Raw genomic sequence first — 14,893 nt, forward strand, 5'->3', positions numbered from 1 at the left:
ATTGGAGTGGCCGCCAGGCAGCTAATGAGCGAATCCTGAATCACTTATTTAAATAAGTGATTCAGGTTCGTGAGAGCAGCGAACACCGCTGCGACTTCAAGGAGGAGGGGTATTTAATAGGTAATCAACGTGACAACCCTTGAACAATGCATCGGCAATACCCCCCTCGTAAAACTGCAACGCTTGAACCAAGGGCTGAATGCCCAGATTTGGGTCAAATTGGAAGGTAACAATCCGGCAGGCTCGGTGAAAGACCGTGCTGCTTTTGCCATGATTCAACAGGCCGAACTGCGTGGCGAGATTGCACCGGGTGATGTGTTGATTGAGGCGACCAGTGGGAATACCGGTATTGCGCTGGCGATGATTGCCGCGATGAAAGGATATCGGCTGAAATTGCTGATGCCGGAAAATATGAGTCTGGAGCGTCAAACGGCCATGCGTGCCTACGGTGCGGAGTTAATTTTAGTCAGCCGCGAGCAAGGTATGGAAGGTGCGCGGGATCTGGCATTAATGATGCAAGCCGATGGGCAAGGCAAGGTGTTGGATCAGTTTAATAATACAGATAATCCGTATGCACATTTTACTGGCACTGGGCCGGAAATTTGGCAGCAAACTGCAGGAAAAGTAAGCCATTTTGTCTCCAGTATGGGCACCACCGGCACGATTACCGGCGTTAGCCAATATCTGAAAAGTCAAAATCCACAGGTCACTATTATTGGTCTGCAACCGGCTGAAGGTAGCAGTATTCCAGGGATTCGCCGCTGGTCACCAGAATATATGCCGGGAATTTTTCGCCCTGAGTGGGTGGATCAGGTGTTAGATATCAGCCAGAATGACGCCGAACAGACCATGCGCCGCCTAGCCACGGAGGAGGGGATCTTTTGTGGTGTCAGTTCTGGGGGGGCGGTGGCTGGAGCACTACGTATCGCCGCCGAAAACCCAGATGCGGTTATCGTAGCAATAATTTGTGATCGCGGAGATCGCTATTTATCGACTGGGGTTTTTGGATAGAAACACGGCCGCCAGTGGTGGGCCGCCGTCTAGCGGCCCGACTCTTTTGACGCCGTGTAGCGGCGAAGCGAGCAAATTGAATATTAGCTAATCGAATAACTGATTCTACTCCCGCTCTAATGCCCTGATCGGATCCATTTCTGCTGCCCGCTTGGCAGGGAAAAAACCAAAAATCACACCAATCAAACTGGAACAAACAAACGCGGTAATAATGGATGTCGCGGAGTAAATCATCGAGAAGTTAGTGCTGAATTGGCTAAATAACAGGCCGATCCCCAGAGATAACACCACACCAAGGCTACCGCCTAACAGACACACCAGCACGGCTTCAATTAAAAATTGCTGCATAATATCGCTGGCTCGCGCGCCGACCGCCATTCGAACACCAATCTCTTTGGTGCGCTCGGTGACGGAAACCAGCATGATATTCATCACTCCAATACCACCGACCACCAATGAGATAACCGCGATCATCGATACCAACAATGTCATGGTTGATGTCGTTTTCTCAATAGTTTGACGAATACTGTCGGTGTTCATAACGAAAAAATCCTGTGTTCCATGGCGCTGAGTCAGTAGCTTGGTCACACCCTGCTCGGCATTGGCCAGATCGATATCATCGTTCACTCGCACAGTGATACTTTTCAAATAAGATTGCCCAAGCATGCGCTTCATTGCGGTGGTGTATGGGATCCACACATTGAGATTTTCATCGCTGCCAAAGCCACTCTGTTTTTTGGCCGCGACACCAATCACCCGACAAGGCAGAGAGCCAAGTAAGATAACTTTGCCAATAGGGTTTTCACCATTGGGAAATAGCTTGTCGCGGGTGTTCTCATCGATAACGACCTCTTGCATCAAGTTATTGACGCTGGTGCGGTTAAAGGCCATGCCTTGGGCGATGTTATAACCCCGCACGACAAAATATTGTTCACCGACACCATTCACCGTGCCACTGACCGATTTATTGCCGTAACGCAAAGTGGTACTGGTAGACACCGTCGGCGTCACGCTGTGAATGTAACCCTGCTGTGCCAGCGCGTCAGCATCGGTGGCACGCAGAGTGTGAATTGCCGCAGAGCGCATATCACCAAAATCCTTACCGGGGAAAATCTCCAATGTACTGGTACCCATTGCGTTGATATTTGCCAGAACTTGTTGTTGCGACCCTTTACCCAGAGCCACGACAGAAACCACGGAGGCAATACCAATAATAATCCCCAACATGGTCAGCAGAGTCCGTAGACGCTGCGCTGACATTGCCAGCACCGCCATCTTGAACGCCTCTTGTAGCCGGTCGCGTTGGGCTTTCCATGGCGTGAGTGGTGTTTTACTCGTTGTATCAGGTGGTTGCTCAACATCACCGCTGTTCTGTGGTCGCTCTGAGGACTCGGCATGCAGCATTTGCCGGTCAGCGATAATCTCGCCATCTCTGAGTTCAATAATTCGCTGAGCATGTTCTGCAATTGACATATCATGCGTGACAATGACCACCGTATGCCCTTGCCGGTGTAACTCTTTGAGAATGTTTAAGACTTCAACCCCACTGTGCGTATCGAGTGCGCCGGTGGGTTCATCGGCCAGAATAACTTCCCCGCCATTCATCAGTGCTCTGGCAATACTGACCCGTTGCTGCTGACCGCCAGAAAGCTGACTTGGGCGATAATCCATTCGTTCAGCCAACCCAAGGCGCGACAGTAGGCTGGCTGCTCGGCGGCGGCGCTCTTCACGTTCGACACCGGCATATACTGCTGGAATTTCAACATTCTCCTGCGCATTTAAATCATTGAGCAAATGGTAGCGCTGAAAAATAAAACCAAAATGCTCGCGACGTAATTCAGCTAATGCATCTGGGTCCAAATGCAAAGGAATGCGCCCGGCCACCAGATATTCGCCTGAACTCGGCTTATCCAGACAACCAAGAATATTCATCAATGTGGATTTGCCGGAGCCTGATGCCCCGACAATCGCTACCATTTCACCGTGGTGAATGGTCAGATTGATATTTTTCAGTACCTGAACTCTGGTTTCACCCGTGGTTTTTTCCCCGGTAATAAACCAACGGCTGACGTTATCGAGTTGCAGTAAAATCTTGCCTTGATTGCGATTTGGCATCTGTTACATCCCCATCGGTGGCCCCATACGCTGGGCCTTACTGTTGGAGGTGTTGGCACTTGCCTGACTGACAATCACTTGTTCCCCAGCTTGCAGGCCGGAGAGTATCTGAGCATCAACATTGTTGTTTAGCCCAACCGTCACCTCACGGACACTGATCTTGCCCCCATCATCCACCACTTGTACCCGGTAGTGCCCATTGTCGTTTTCCAGCGCTGTTGCGGGGATAACAATGGCGTTCTCGGCTTTTTGTAGCACGATATATACCTGCGCGGTCATTGAAATACGTAATGCACCATTCGGATTGGCGACATCAAACAAACCGTTATAGTAAATAGCGGTGGTAGTCGAAGAACTGGAACTGCTACTTGATGATGAGGTGGTGGTGGTTTCATCATTAATTGAGTCCGGTGCCGGTTCGATGGCTCGCAATGTCGCGCTGAATCGCTCTTCCGGCTCCCCTAAAATGGTGAAGTAAACCGGCATGCCTGCTTTAACTTTGACCACGTCCGCTTCGGAAATTTGTGCCTCGACAGTCATGGTATCGAGTTGTGCCACTTTGATAATGGTTGGGGCGCTTTGCACCGCATTGACGGTTTGCCCCTCTTCGACAGGAATGGCGACCACAGTCCCGGCAATGGGGGCGCTGATTTTGGTATAGCCTAGATTGAGCTTGGCGGTACTGACGGCGATTTCGGCCTGCGCAATTTGTGCGTCCAGCGCATTAATTTCAGCTTGGGTGCTGTCTAATGTTGCTTTCGCGCTGTCAAAATCAGCACGAACACCGAGGCCTTTCGCCAGAATTTGCTGTTGCCGCTGGTAGGTCAGTTGATTATTTTTCTGTGCAGCCACTTTTGCTGCGCGTTGCGCCAGCACATTTTTCAGAGCCTCTTGTGCATCCTTCAGGGCATTTTGCTGAGTAAGGTCATCAATTTCAGCAACTAACTGGCCTTTTTCTACCTGTTGTCCTAGGGTGACATGAAGAGCTTTAATTTGCCCTGATACCTGAGCACCCACCGTGACTTGTTTTCTTGCCTTAATCGTTCCATCAGCCAGTACAGTTTGTTCCAGTGTGCGGATTTCTGCGGGTGCGGTAATAAACCGGGGTTTATCTGCGGGTGACATCATTATAAACAGCAGTACACCACCGGCAATCAGTAGCACGGTAGCCAGCCAGATAAGGCGTCGTTTCGACCCTGTAACCTGTTGCATAATCAATCAAAGATCCTTGAACCACGATGAAGAGAATGGTGAAGCTAAATGCAGGGGGATAATTTACCGCTAAGACCCAAAAAGTGTGAGTTAAGTGAAACTCAAGAATATGTAAGGATTGAGTAAAACCGGCTGCGCGCGAGTCAAATAGGCATGAAAATAGCCGAAATCAGGCAGGAGAGTTAAAACATGAAAATTTTGTTAGTCGATGATGATGTTGAACTGGGCACTATGTTGAGGGAATACCTAAGTGGCGAGGGGTTTAACGCCGAATTGGTATTAACCGGCAAAGCGGGCATTGAAGGCGCCTTGTCCGGGGAGTATACCGCCTTGATCCTCGACATTATGTTGCCTGATATGAGTGGTATTGATGTTTTGCGACAAGTGCGCAAAAAAAGCCGTTTGCCAATTATTATGCTGACGGCCAAAGGTGACAATATTGACCGGGTTATTGGCCTTGAAATGGGGGCGGATGACTATATGCCAAAGCCGTGCTACCCACGTGAATTAGTAGCACGCCTGCGCGCGGTATTACGCCGCTTTGATGAGCATCCAGATTTGTCATCAACCGATGACAGTGTCATTACTCAGGGTGACTTAACGCTCAATCCATCAACCCGAAGCAGTGAATGGCAGGGTAAGCCATTTGACCTAACTGCCTCAGAGTTTAATTTGCTGGAATTGCTGTTGCGCTCACCCGATCGTGTCGTCACCAAAGATGAGTTATCAGATAAAGGGCTAGGGCGACCACGTGAAGCCTATGATCGCAGTGTCGATGTGCACATTAGCAATATTAGACAGAAACTCGCGGCGTTACCGGGGAATACGTTAAACATTGAAACGGTACGTAGTATTGGCTATCGCATCAGATAATCGCGATTGGTGGAGCAGATAGGCTATGCGCGGAAGGTTATTTTGGAAAATCCTATTAGGATTTTGGCTTACCTTTATTTTAATGACTCAGATGCTCTGGGTGGTGTTCTCCTTTTACGGTAATCGCCACGAACCTCCTGAACGCGAGATGGTTCGTCAGATTGCTAAATTACAAGTCGCATCAGCGGCCTCGATACTTCAGTCTGGTGGCCTTCCTGCATTAAATACCATGATTGCAAACTGGCCTGAGGCCGATAAAAACCACTTTTCGGTGTTGCCGGCCACCGAGATACCACCTGTTGCAGAAAAACCCTTGAATAACGCGCGACCGCCTGAAGGTCGGGAGCCTGAATTTTACAGCAGAGAAGTCACGGAATGGGTCAAAGGCCCTGATGGTCAGAATTATCGTATCAGTTACGATATCGATGGTTTGCGTGAGGTCAATCGGCAGGAGGGGGAAAGTCGCCGCGAAATTCTGAACATTCCGATCCCCATGATCTGGATGGGGGTGCTGGGGGGGCTGTTCTTTAGCGCATTGTTGGCTTGGAATCTAACACGGCCAATGCGCCAGCTTCGGGCCGGTTTTGAGCGAGTGGCACAGGGCGATTTATCAGTGCGGCTGTTGCCTGTTATGCGACGCCGTCATGATGAGCTTACTGAAGTGGCGCGAGATTTTGACTCAATGGCTGAACGTCTGGAGGCATTAGTCAGTGCTCGTGAACAATTGCTGCATGATGTTTCCCATGAACTACGTTCGCCATTGGCGCGATTGCAATTAGCCATTGGATTGGCACGCCAAAATCCCGTTAATGTTGAGAACTCATTGCAGCGTATTGAGCATGAGTCGGAACGGCTGGATAAGATGATTGGTGAGTTATTAGCGCTTTCTCGTGCTGAAAACCATGATATTTCTGATGATGACGAGTATTTCGATTTGCACGAGTTAGTGAAAGTCGTGGTTAACGATGCTCGCTACGAAGCACAAGTGCCGGGAGTCGAAATCCTACTACAGGTCACACCACAAATAGGCTATACCGTTAAAGGGAATGCCGAGCTAATGCGGCGGGCGATTGATAATATTGTTCGCAATGCGCTGCGTTTTTCTGCCCATGGTCAACAAGTCATAGTGGCACTGACGCAAAGTGATAAGAGTTATCAGATTCAGGTTTCTGACCAAGGACCGGGTGTTGAAGAGAGCAAACTTTCCAGTATTTTTGACCCATTCGTGCGCGTCAAGTCGGCAATGTCTGGTAAAGGTTATGGGCTGGGGCTGGCAATTACACGGAAAGTGATTTTGGCACATGGTGGGCAGGTTGACGCAAGAAATGGCGAGCAGGGGGGGTTGGTGATTACACTGCGAGTGCCACGATGGATAACGACAGATTAACCTCCATATTCATCGTCAACAAAAACGGCGCCCTTAGGCGCCGTTTTTCATTCGCATAAAATTACTTTTTGATACGAATAATCGGTGTCTCACCCACGGTGACACTACCAGACAACTTAATCAGCTCTTTAATCTCGTCCATGTTAGAGATAACAACCGGAGTCAGTGTAGACTTGGCTTTCTCTTCCAGCAGGGCCAGATTGAACTCAATAACCACATCACCTTTCTTGACGCGCTGGCCTTCTTCAGCGATACGCTTAAAGCCTTCGCCTTTCAGTTCAACAGTATCAATACCGAAGTGGACGAACAGCTCAATGCCGCTGTCTGATTCGATAGAAAAAGCATGGTTAGTCTCGAAAATTTTACCAATGGTGCCGTCAACAGGAGCAACCATTTTGTTGCCTGAAGGCTTGATGGCAATCCCATCACCAACGATTTTCTCTGCAAATACAACATCAGGAACATCTTCGATGTTAACGATCTCGCCAGACAGCGGAGCAACAATTTCAATCGTGCCACTGTCTTTTTTATCATCTGAAACCAATGATTTCAGTTTATCGAACAAACCCATGATCTTCTCCTAAGTATTTATATTGGGCAGCGTTCCAGTATCGTGGAATTAGCAGAGCGTTTTTTCTTCGATGAATGTGGTAACCAAATCCATCAATTCCTTCGCTGTTGGTTGAGCTAATGCCTGCTCCGCCAACACCTTCACATCTTCGAAATTCGTATTACGGATAATTTTCTTGATGCGTGGGATCGAAATTGCACTCATGCTGAACTCATCCAGCCCCATGCCCAATAGCAACAGTGTAGCACGTTCATCGCCAGCAAGTTCACCGCACATACCGGTCCACTTACCTTCAGCGTGAGATGCATCAATAACCTGTTTGATCAGGCCCAATACCGATGGCGACATTGGATTATAGAGATGAGAAATCAGCTCATTGCCACGATCTACTGCCAGAGTATACTGAGTTAGATCGTTTGTCCCAATACTAAAGAAGTCAACTTCTTTAGCCAGATGGCGAGCGATGACCGCCGCCGCTGGTGTTTCCACCATAACACCGACCTCGATAGTTTCATCAAAGGCCTTGTTTTCTTCACGTAACTGGCTCTTCAGCAGTTCAAGTTCTGCTTTCAGTTCGCGCACTTCTTCAACCGAAATGATCATCGGGAACATGATACGCAATTTACCAAACGCAGATGCGCGTAAGATTGCGCGCAATTGTGCGTGCAGAATTTCTTTGCGATCCATAGCAATACGGATTGCGCGCCAACCCAAGAATGGGTTTTCTTCTTTCGGCAAGTTCATGTACGGCAGATCTTTATCGCCGCCGATATCCATAGTGCGGACGATAACTGCCTGAGAGCCCATGGCTTCCGCAACGGCTTTATAAGCCTGGAACTGCTCTTCTTCAGTCGGCAGTGAGTCGCGGTCCATGAACAGGAATTCTGTACGGTATAGACCCACGCCTTCAGCGCCATTACGCTCTGCACCGGCGATATCACGCACAGTACCGATGTTGGCAACGACTTCAACCTGATGGCCATCAAGGGTGATAGCGGGCAGGTCTTTCAGTTTGGCCAGATCATTTTTCTCAGTGATGTACTGAGTATTTACCGCTTTCAACTGCTCAATCACATCTGCAGTTGGATTTAAATAAACTTTGTTGTTTACCGCGTCCAGGATCAAATAGTCGCCATTCTTGACTTGTTTGGTCACATCAGTTGTTCCGACAATCGCCGGCAACTCCAAGGAACGCGCCATAATGGAGGTGTGGGAAGTTCGGCCACCCAAATCGGTGATGAACCCTAATACTTTATCCAGATTAAGCTGTGCGGTTTCTGACGGCGTCAGATCGGTGGCAACCAGAATCACTTCATCCTGAATTGCGCTTAAATCGACAATGGTCAGACCGAGAATATTCTTCAGCAAGCGTTTACCGATATCACGTACGTCAGCTGCACGTTCTTTCAGGTATTCGTCATCCAGCTCTTCCAAGGCTTTTGCTTGCCCTTCAATGACTGAATAAGCGGCTGCATCAGCAGTGGCATGCTCATCTTTGATGAGGGCTATGATTTCCTGCTCAAGCTCTTCGTCTTCCAACAGCATGATATGCCCTTCGAAGATGGCAGCTTTCTCTTCGCCTAGGCTTATGCCAGCTTTGGTCTTAATCGCTTCCAACTGTTCAGCCGCTTTGGCACGCCCAGTTTTGAAACGCTCGACTTCCTGCTCCACTTGGTCAGCAGAGATCTTTTTCCGGTTGATGACAATCTCATCTTCTTTCAGCAAAAGTGCTTTACCAAAAGCAATACCCGGTGATACTAAAATGCCTGAAATCATAACCCTACCTTACTCTTGACTGGTGTTAACTCAAAAAGCGCGCGTGATTACTCAAGCTCTGCCATCAGTTTTACCAGATGCTCAACAGCTTTCTTCTCATCTTCGCCTTCAGCAGAGATCGTAACAACAGTACCTTGGGTCAGGCCCAGAGTTTGTAGTTTGAACAGGCTCTTGGCGCTGGCGCTTTTACCGTTAGAGGTCACGGTAATTTCAGACGCAAAGCCTTTTGCTTCTTTTACGAACTGGGCAGCAGGGCGGGTATGCAGACCGTTTGGTGCAGTAATAGTAACTTCTTGCTGGAACATTGTATTTCCCCAACTTATTGGATTTATGTTGTGGAGCTAAAGTTTAGTGTAAAAACTAAACTTTAGCCTGTATTGGTGCGCGTATTACGACATCTTTCAACTCGCGCATGACTTTGCCTCAACGGCAGGTTAGTCACAAAGACAATTTCCGATATAACCTGAGTTCAGGCCAAAAATCGAAACTGCTACTTCTAAGAATAATGCTCTCTTTGCGTTATGTCTTCAATCAGCATTCGGTGATGACATTTTTTGTTGTGTTGCATAATTGATAAATCGATTCAGCCAGAGAGGCGCTCAATACGTGATTAATTTCGCGTATCAAAATAATTGACCGGTTAAATACTAAACCCAGAGGGTAAAATCAATCTTTATGTAGTGAAAACTTTGAAGTGTGCCACAAAAAAAGCACCCGAGTGGGTGCTTTTTTAGCATTTAGTGCGGCAGCAAGATTACTGTTGCAGCTCTTGCTCAGTGAACAAGTCTGCAAACAATGCCGTACTTAAGTAACGCTCACCCGAGGAGGGAAGAATAACCACAATTGTTTTGTCAGTAAAGCCTTCTTCTTCAGAAAGCTTAACCGCAGCAGCCACTGCTGCACCAGAAGAAATACCGGCCAAAATACCTTCTTCGTCCATCAAACGGCGAGCCATAGAGATGGCTTCGTCATTGGTCACTAAAGCAACACGGTCAATCAGGCTCAGGTCAAGGTTACCCGGAATGAAACCTGCCCCAATACCCTGAATTTTATGTGGGCCTGGTTTGATTTCCTGGCCCGCCAATGCCTGGGTGATTACAGGAGAATCTGTTGGCTCAACCGCAACGGCGGTAATGGCCTTGCCTTTGGTCTTTTTGAGGTAGCGGCTGACACCCGTTAGTGTACCGCCAGTCCCAACGCCTGCAACAAAGACATCCACTTCACCGTCTGTATCTTCCCAGATTTCCGGGCCAGTCGTTTTCTCGTGAATTTCTGGGTTTGCCGGGTTACTGAACTGCTGCAAAATGATATAGCGGTCTGGGTCAGTGGCCTGAATTTCTTCGGCTTTGGCAATCGCCCCTTTCATCCCTTTAGCGCCTTCAGTCAGCACCAGATTTGCTCCCAGCGCTTTCAGTAATTTACGCCGCTCAATGCTCATGGTTTCAGGCATGGTTAGGGTTAATTTATACCCACGTGCTGCGGCGACAAAAGCCAGTGCAACACCGGTATTGCCACTGGTCGGTTCCACCAGTTCTTTACCTTCGGTCAGGATGCCTTTGTTTTCGGCATCCCAAATCATATTGGCACCGATACGACATTTAACGCTGAAACTTGGATTGCGTGATTCAACCTTCGCCAAAATGCGTCCGTTGCCGATACGGTTCAGACGAACCAGCGGCGTATGGCCGATTGTTAAAGAGTTGTCTTCATATATCTTGCTCATAGCCCGTCCTTTAACTCTATGAAAATGTAGGAAACGTTCAAAGCATACGCTAACAGTATGGCTATGGAAGTAAGTAATTGGTATATCGATATGTTATTAAGAAATAAGTTTTAATCCCAATAACAAGGGCGTGACTCGCACGCCCATGGAACATTAACGTGATGGTTGAATAAACTGCTCACGATAGCGATCAACCCACATTGCCGTGGCACCGCAGACGGCAACCGGCATAATCACCAGATTCAGGAATGGGATCATAGTGAATAAGCTCACCAGTGCACCAAATTGCAAGTTATCGACTTTATCTTGGCGTAATGCACTGCGCATGTGCTGAAAACTCACTTTATGGTTATCGAAAGGATAATCACAATATTGAATTGATAACATCCAAGCGCTGAACAGGAACCACAGTACCGGGGCCAGTGTTTGCCCCACACCAGGGACGAGGTAAAGCAAGAGCAATACCACAGCACGTGGCAAGTAATAGGCTAATTTACGCCATTCACGCGCCATAATGCGCGGCAAATCTTTCACAATCCCCATGATACCCGTATCGGGTAGGGGCTTGCCGGTAAGGCTGGCTTCCAATTGTTCAGCTAATAAACCGTTAAAGGGGGCTGCGATAAAATTGGCGAGGGTGCTGAAGAGATAACTGAATACCAGTAGCACCGAAATAACCATCACTGGCCATAATAAATAGCTCAGCCACTGCAACCAATCCGGGACATAACTCATCAAATGAGGAACCCAGTCACCTATCCGGTTGAATAACCACCAAAAAGCGCCTCCCATCAGCAGAATATTCACCAATAAAGGTAAAATCACGAATCGCCGGATACCTGGGCGGGAAATTAACTGCCATCCTTGAGCAAAATAATGGATACCACTGACCTTTTTTACCGCTTTTTGCGTATACGCCATGCCGTTGAGTTCTCTGTTAGCTTATTGACCTACGTATCATATCGGTATGATTTCCCACTGCATAGTCACATATTGTTCAAAAAATAAGCGAAACATCTAGCATAATCATCTTTCTTCGAAGAAAATTGAGCACGGACTTGCACTTGTGTTCGTTGGGAAATAGAGTTAAAGGGTGAATGTTTGCCGCGGTGGCAATGTATTGGAACAACAGAGATAGTAATGATGCAGGATTTGCGTCTGATATTAATCGTTGTTGGCGCGATCGCCATAATAGCGTTGTTATTGCATGGTTTATGGACCAGCCGTAAAGAACGCTCATCACTTTTTCGCGATCGCCCAGTTAAACGTCCGAAACAAGAACGTGTTGAAACCCCGATCGAGAATCTCGATGAAGGGGTTGGAGAAGTGCGCGTCCGCACAGCTCACCCACAGGAGAAGCCTTCATTTAATCATATTGATGATGACGATGAAGACATGCCGGTCATTCAGCATATTGAAACCCAACCGGTGCAGGTTAAGGCGGAACCACGTCAAAAACCTTTTGCTTCTGTGCAGACAGATTATGACGACCCATTATTGGGTGGACTCTCTGCTGAGCAACCACCGCATGAATCCCAGCGTGACCCTTTGTTTGGCTCGGTTGAGGAGTCTTATTCGCAACCGCGACACGCAGAACCGCAGCATGCGGCGGAACCCGTATCTCAAGTGGCACCACAGCATGTGGAGTCACAACCAGAGCCGGTAGCTCCTGCTCCAGAGGTTAAACCACAAAAACTGAAAGAGACTGTTTTGGTGCTGCATGTTGCCGCTCATCATGGTGGTGCTCTCGGTGGCGAGTTGCTGCTACAGAGTGTTCTTCAGTCTGGTTTCCAGTTCGGTGAGATGGGCATTTTCCATCGCCACCTTAGCCCTGCAGGCAGTGGCCCAGTGCTGTTCAGTCTGGCGAATATGGTAAAACCAGGTTCTTTTGACCCTGATACCATGTCTGATTTCTCAACGCCGGGTGTGTCAATGTTTATGATGGTGCCGTCTTATGGTGATGCTAATCAGAACTTCAAGCTAATGCTACAATCAGCCCAGCGTATTGCAGATGATGTTGGCGGTGTGGTGCTGGATGATGAACGCCGCATGATGACCCCGCAAAAATTGGAAACGTATAAGGCCCGCATTCGTGAAGTGTTGGATGCGAACGCAAGCGCCTGATAACGTAACCTCGCAATGAATCGAATTAACCCGAACCCCCGCATGCCGGGGGTTTTTTATCTTTGATGGTGAGCCATGGAATCGATAATTCAGCAAATTAATCAACTAAGAACTTCATTGCGCCATCACGAACATCAATATCATGTTTTGGATGCGCCTGAGATCCCTGATGCTGAATACGACCGCTTAATGCAGCAATTACGCGATCTGGAAGCACAACATCCTGAACTTATTACCAACGATTCACCGACGCAACGAGTTGGCGCAGCCCCTCTTGATGCCTTTGAGCAGGTTAAGCACGAAGTTCCGATGTTATCTCTTGATAACGTCTTCGACGAAGAAAGCTATTTGGCTTTTGATAAAAGGGTGCATGATCGGCTGAAAACGGCAGAACCGCTGACATTTTGTTGTGAACTAAAACTCGATGGCTTGGCGGTCAGTTTATTGTATGAAGAGGGCGAGCTGGTGAGAGCGGCCACCCGTGGCGATGGCACCACTGGTGAGAATATTACCGCGAATGTGCGCACCATCCGAGCGATTCCACTGCGCCTACGTGGCGATAATATTCCACGCCGAGTTGAGGTCCGTGGCGAGGTTTTCATGCCGCAGGCTGGGTTTGAACAACTGAACGAAGAGGCGCGGCGCAAAGGGGGCAAAATTTTTGCCAACCCGCGTAATGCGGCTGCGGGCTCTTTGCGCCAGCTTGATCCACGAATCACGGCCAAACGTCCATTAACTTTCTTCTGTTACGGTGTGGGGTTATTGGATGGCGGTGAGCTGCCGCGCAGTCATATTCAACGGCTGATGCAATTTAAAGCCTGGGGGTTGCCGGTCAGTGATCGGGTTAAATTGTGTACGGGTAGTGACCAGGTGATTGCTTTTTATCGTCAGATTGAACAAGACCGTGCTGATTTGGGTTTTGACATCGATGGCGTGGTTATCAAGGTTGACTCCCTCGATCTGCAAGAGCAATTAGGCTTCGTGGCGCGAGCACCTCGCTGGGCAACTGCATTTAAATTCCCAGCACAAGAGCAGATAACCCAAGTTCGTGAAGTGGAGTTTCAGGTGGGCCGTACTGGGGCTATCACTCCGGTTGCACGTCTAGAACCGGTACAAGTTGCGGGGGTGATTGTCAGTAATGCGACGCTGCATAATGCCGATGAAATTGAGCGACTGGGTCTGCGCATCGGCGATACTGTGATTGTCCGCCGTGCTGGTGATGTGATTCCACAAGTGGTGGGTGTGGTGATGGAGCAGCGCCCACAGGATGCCAAAGAGATCACTTTCCCTGACCATTGCCCAGTATGTGGCTCTGATATTGAGCGAGTTGAGGGAGAAGCCGTTGCCCGCTGTACTGGCGGTTTATTCTGTGCTGCGCAGCGTAAAGAAGCGCTGAAACACTTCGTTTCACGTCGGGCGTTAGATGTGGAGGGAATGGGCGACAAGATTATCGAACAATTGGTGGAAAAACAGTATGTCGAAAACCCGGCTGACCTATTTACATTAACTGCTGGCAAATTAACGGGTCTTGACCGTATGGGACCAAAGTCTGCGCAAAATCTGATTGCGGCGCTAGAGAAGGCGAAACAGACCACATTTGCACGCTTCCTCTATGCTTTGGGTATTCGTGAAGTCGGAGAAGCAACTGCGGCCAATTTAGCCGCTCATTTCCGTTATTTGGATAATCTTCGCGCGGCAGATATCGATGCTTTAAAAAGTGTACCTGATGTCGGTGAAGTCGTGGCAAAGCACGTTATCAACTTCCTGAGTGAAGAGCACAATCAAAAAGTGATCGAAGCGCTCGAAAAAGTCATTAGCTGGCCCGAGCCACAACAAATTATTGCTGAAGAGATCGACAGTCCGTTTGCGGGAAAAACCGTGGTGTTGACGGGGTCACTCACGATCCTTTCGCGTGACGAAGCTAAAGATCGCCTGACGGCACTGGGGGCTAAAGTCAGTGGCAGTGTTTCTAAAAAAACCGATCTGGTGATAGCCGGTGAAGCAGCAGGTTCAAAATTAGCGAAAGCACAAGAACTTGGAATTACAGTCATCGATGAAGCGGAAATGATCCGTTTATTAGGTGAATAGAGGGCGCGTGGAA

Annotated in this window: 12 protein-coding genes; 5 read left to right on the forward strand and 7 right to left on the reverse strand. The window is 48.5% G+C overall.

All coding sequences use genetic code 11. The features are described from left to right. Positions 1-129 precede the first annotated feature (129 nt). Positions 130-1,011, forward strand: coding sequence for a cysteine synthase CysM (cysM, locus tag ACIOG0_RS06055; protein ID WP_050101819.1), 882 nt, complete (start codon positions 130-132; stop codon positions 1,009-1,011). 105 nt (positions 1,012-1,116) lie between these two features. Here cysM and ACIOG0_RS06060 read toward each other — a convergent pair whose 3' ends face one another. Continuing rightward, positions 1,117-3,126, reverse strand: a complete 2,010-nt coding sequence (locus tag ACIOG0_RS06060) for a MacB family efflux pump subunit (RefSeq protein WP_050140697.1) — start codon at positions 3,124-3,126, stop codon at positions 1,117-1,119. 3 nt (positions 3,127-3,129) lie between these two features. Continuing rightward, positions 3,130-4,338 carry an efflux RND transporter periplasmic adaptor subunit gene (locus tag ACIOG0_RS06065; RefSeq protein WP_050101822.1) on the reverse strand — a complete coding sequence of 403 codons (1,209 nt, stop codon included), beginning with the start codon at positions 4,336-4,338 and terminating at the stop codon, positions 3,130-3,132. Positions 4,339-4,527: 189 nt separating this feature from the next. Between ACIOG0_RS06065 and ACIOG0_RS06070 the strand changes: the two genes are divergently transcribed. Next, complete coding sequence (locus tag ACIOG0_RS06070) at positions 4,528-5,211, forward strand: response regulator transcription factor (protein WP_050101824.1); 684 nt, start codon at positions 4,528-4,530, stop codon at positions 5,209-5,211. A 25-nt stretch (positions 5,212-5,236) separates the two neighbouring features. Beyond that, positions 5,237-6,598: a HAMP domain-containing sensor histidine kinase gene (locus ACIOG0_RS06075; protein ID WP_050101825.1), complete on the forward strand. Its 1,362-nt coding sequence runs from the start codon at positions 5,237-5,239 to the stop codon at positions 6,596-6,598. A 61-nt stretch (positions 6,599-6,659) separates the two neighbouring features. Here ACIOG0_RS06075 and crr read toward each other — a convergent pair whose 3' ends face one another. The 5 genes from crr to cysZ all read right to left on the reverse strand — a co-directional run bounded on the left by crr (position 6,660) and on the right by cysZ (position 11,589). After that, on the reverse strand, positions 6,660-7,169 hold the full coding sequence (gene crr, locus ACIOG0_RS06080; protein ID WP_004392561.1) for a PTS glucose transporter subunit IIA: 510 nt from the start codon (positions 7,167-7,169) through the stop codon (positions 6,660-6,662). Between the two features lie 48 nt (positions 7,170-7,217). Next, positions 7,218-8,945, reverse strand: a complete 1,728-nt coding sequence (ptsI, locus tag ACIOG0_RS06085) for a phosphoenolpyruvate-protein phosphotransferase PtsI (RefSeq protein WP_050101827.1) — start codon at positions 8,943-8,945, stop codon at positions 7,218-7,220. A gap of 47 nt (positions 8,946-8,992) precedes the next feature. Continuing rightward, a complete protein-coding gene (gene ptsH, locus ACIOG0_RS06090) occupies positions 8,993-9,250 on the reverse strand; it encodes a phosphocarrier protein Hpr (protein ID WP_004712628.1) in 258 nt (85 codons plus the stop codon). 449 nt (positions 9,251-9,699) lie between these two features. Further along, complete coding sequence (cysK, locus tag ACIOG0_RS06095) at positions 9,700-10,668, reverse strand: cysteine synthase A (RefSeq protein WP_050101829.1); 969 nt, start codon at positions 10,666-10,668, stop codon at positions 9,700-9,702. A 153-nt stretch (positions 10,669-10,821) separates the two neighbouring features. After that, positions 10,822-11,589, reverse strand: coding sequence for a sulfate transporter CysZ (gene cysZ, locus ACIOG0_RS06100; RefSeq protein WP_050101831.1), 768 nt, complete (start codon positions 11,587-11,589; stop codon positions 10,822-10,824). Positions 11,590-11,808: 219 nt separating this feature from the next. Here cysZ and zipA point away from each other — a divergent pair, with 219 nt between their 5' ends. Next, on the forward strand, positions 11,809-12,792 hold the full coding sequence (gene zipA / locus ACIOG0_RS06105) for a cell division protein ZipA (protein WP_050101832.1): 984 nt from the start codon (positions 11,809-11,811) through the stop codon (positions 12,790-12,792). Between the two features lie 75 nt (positions 12,793-12,867). Beyond that, the gene (ligA, locus tag ACIOG0_RS06110; protein WP_050140700.1) at positions 12,868-14,880 is read left to right on the forward strand and encodes an NAD-dependent DNA ligase LigA; all 2,013 of its coding nucleotides are present in this window, start codon (positions 12,868-12,870) and stop codon (positions 14,878-14,880) included. Positions 14,881-14,893 lie beyond the last annotated feature (13 nt).

Origin of the sequence: Yersinia vastinensis, from assembly GCF_044905075.1 — a bacterium.
Taxonomy (GTDB): Bacteria; Pseudomonadota; Gammaproteobacteria; order Enterobacterales; family Enterobacteriaceae; genus Yersinia; species Yersinia vastinensis.

Bases quoted from the DNA above. Each gene is read 5' to 3' on its own strand.
- crr (WP_004392561.1), bottom strand. From the start codon at position 7,169: ATGGGTTTGTTCGATAAACTGAAATCATTGGTTTCAGATGATAAAAAA.
- cysK (WP_050101829.1), bottom strand. From the start codon at position 10,668: ATGAGCAAGATATATGAAGACAACTCTTTAACAATCGGCCATACGCCG.
- cysZ (WP_050101831.1), bottom strand. From the start codon at position 11,589: ATGGCGTATACGCAAAAAGCGGTAAAAAAGGTCAGTGGTATCCATTAT.
- ligA (WP_050140700.1), top strand. From the start codon at position 12,868: ATGGAATCGATAATTCAGCAAATTAATCAACTAAGAACTTCATTGCGC.
- ptsI (WP_050101827.1), bottom strand. From the start codon at position 8,945: ATGATTTCAGGCATTTTAGTATCACCGGGTATTGCTTTTGGTAAAGCA.
- ACIOG0_RS06060 (WP_050140697.1), bottom strand. From the start codon at position 3,126: ATGCCAAATCGCAATCAAGGCAAGATTTTACTGCAACTCGATAACGTC.
- ACIOG0_RS06070 (WP_050101824.1), top strand. From the start codon at position 4,528: ATGAAAATTTTGTTAGTCGATGATGATGTTGAACTGGGCACTATGTTG.
- ACIOG0_RS06075 (WP_050101825.1), top strand. From the start codon at position 5,237: ATGCGCGGAAGGTTATTTTGGAAAATCCTATTAGGATTTTGGCTTACC.
- ACIOG0_RS06065 (WP_050101822.1), bottom strand. From the start codon at position 4,338: ATGCAACAGGTTACAGGGTCGAAACGACGCCTTATCTGGCTGGCTACC.
- ptsH (WP_004712628.1), bottom strand. From the start codon at position 9,250: ATGTTCCAGCAAGAAGTTACTATTACTGCACCAAACGGTCTGCATACC.
- zipA (WP_050101832.1), top strand. From the start codon at position 11,809: ATGATGCAGGATTTGCGTCTGATATTAATCGTTGTTGGCGCGATCGCC.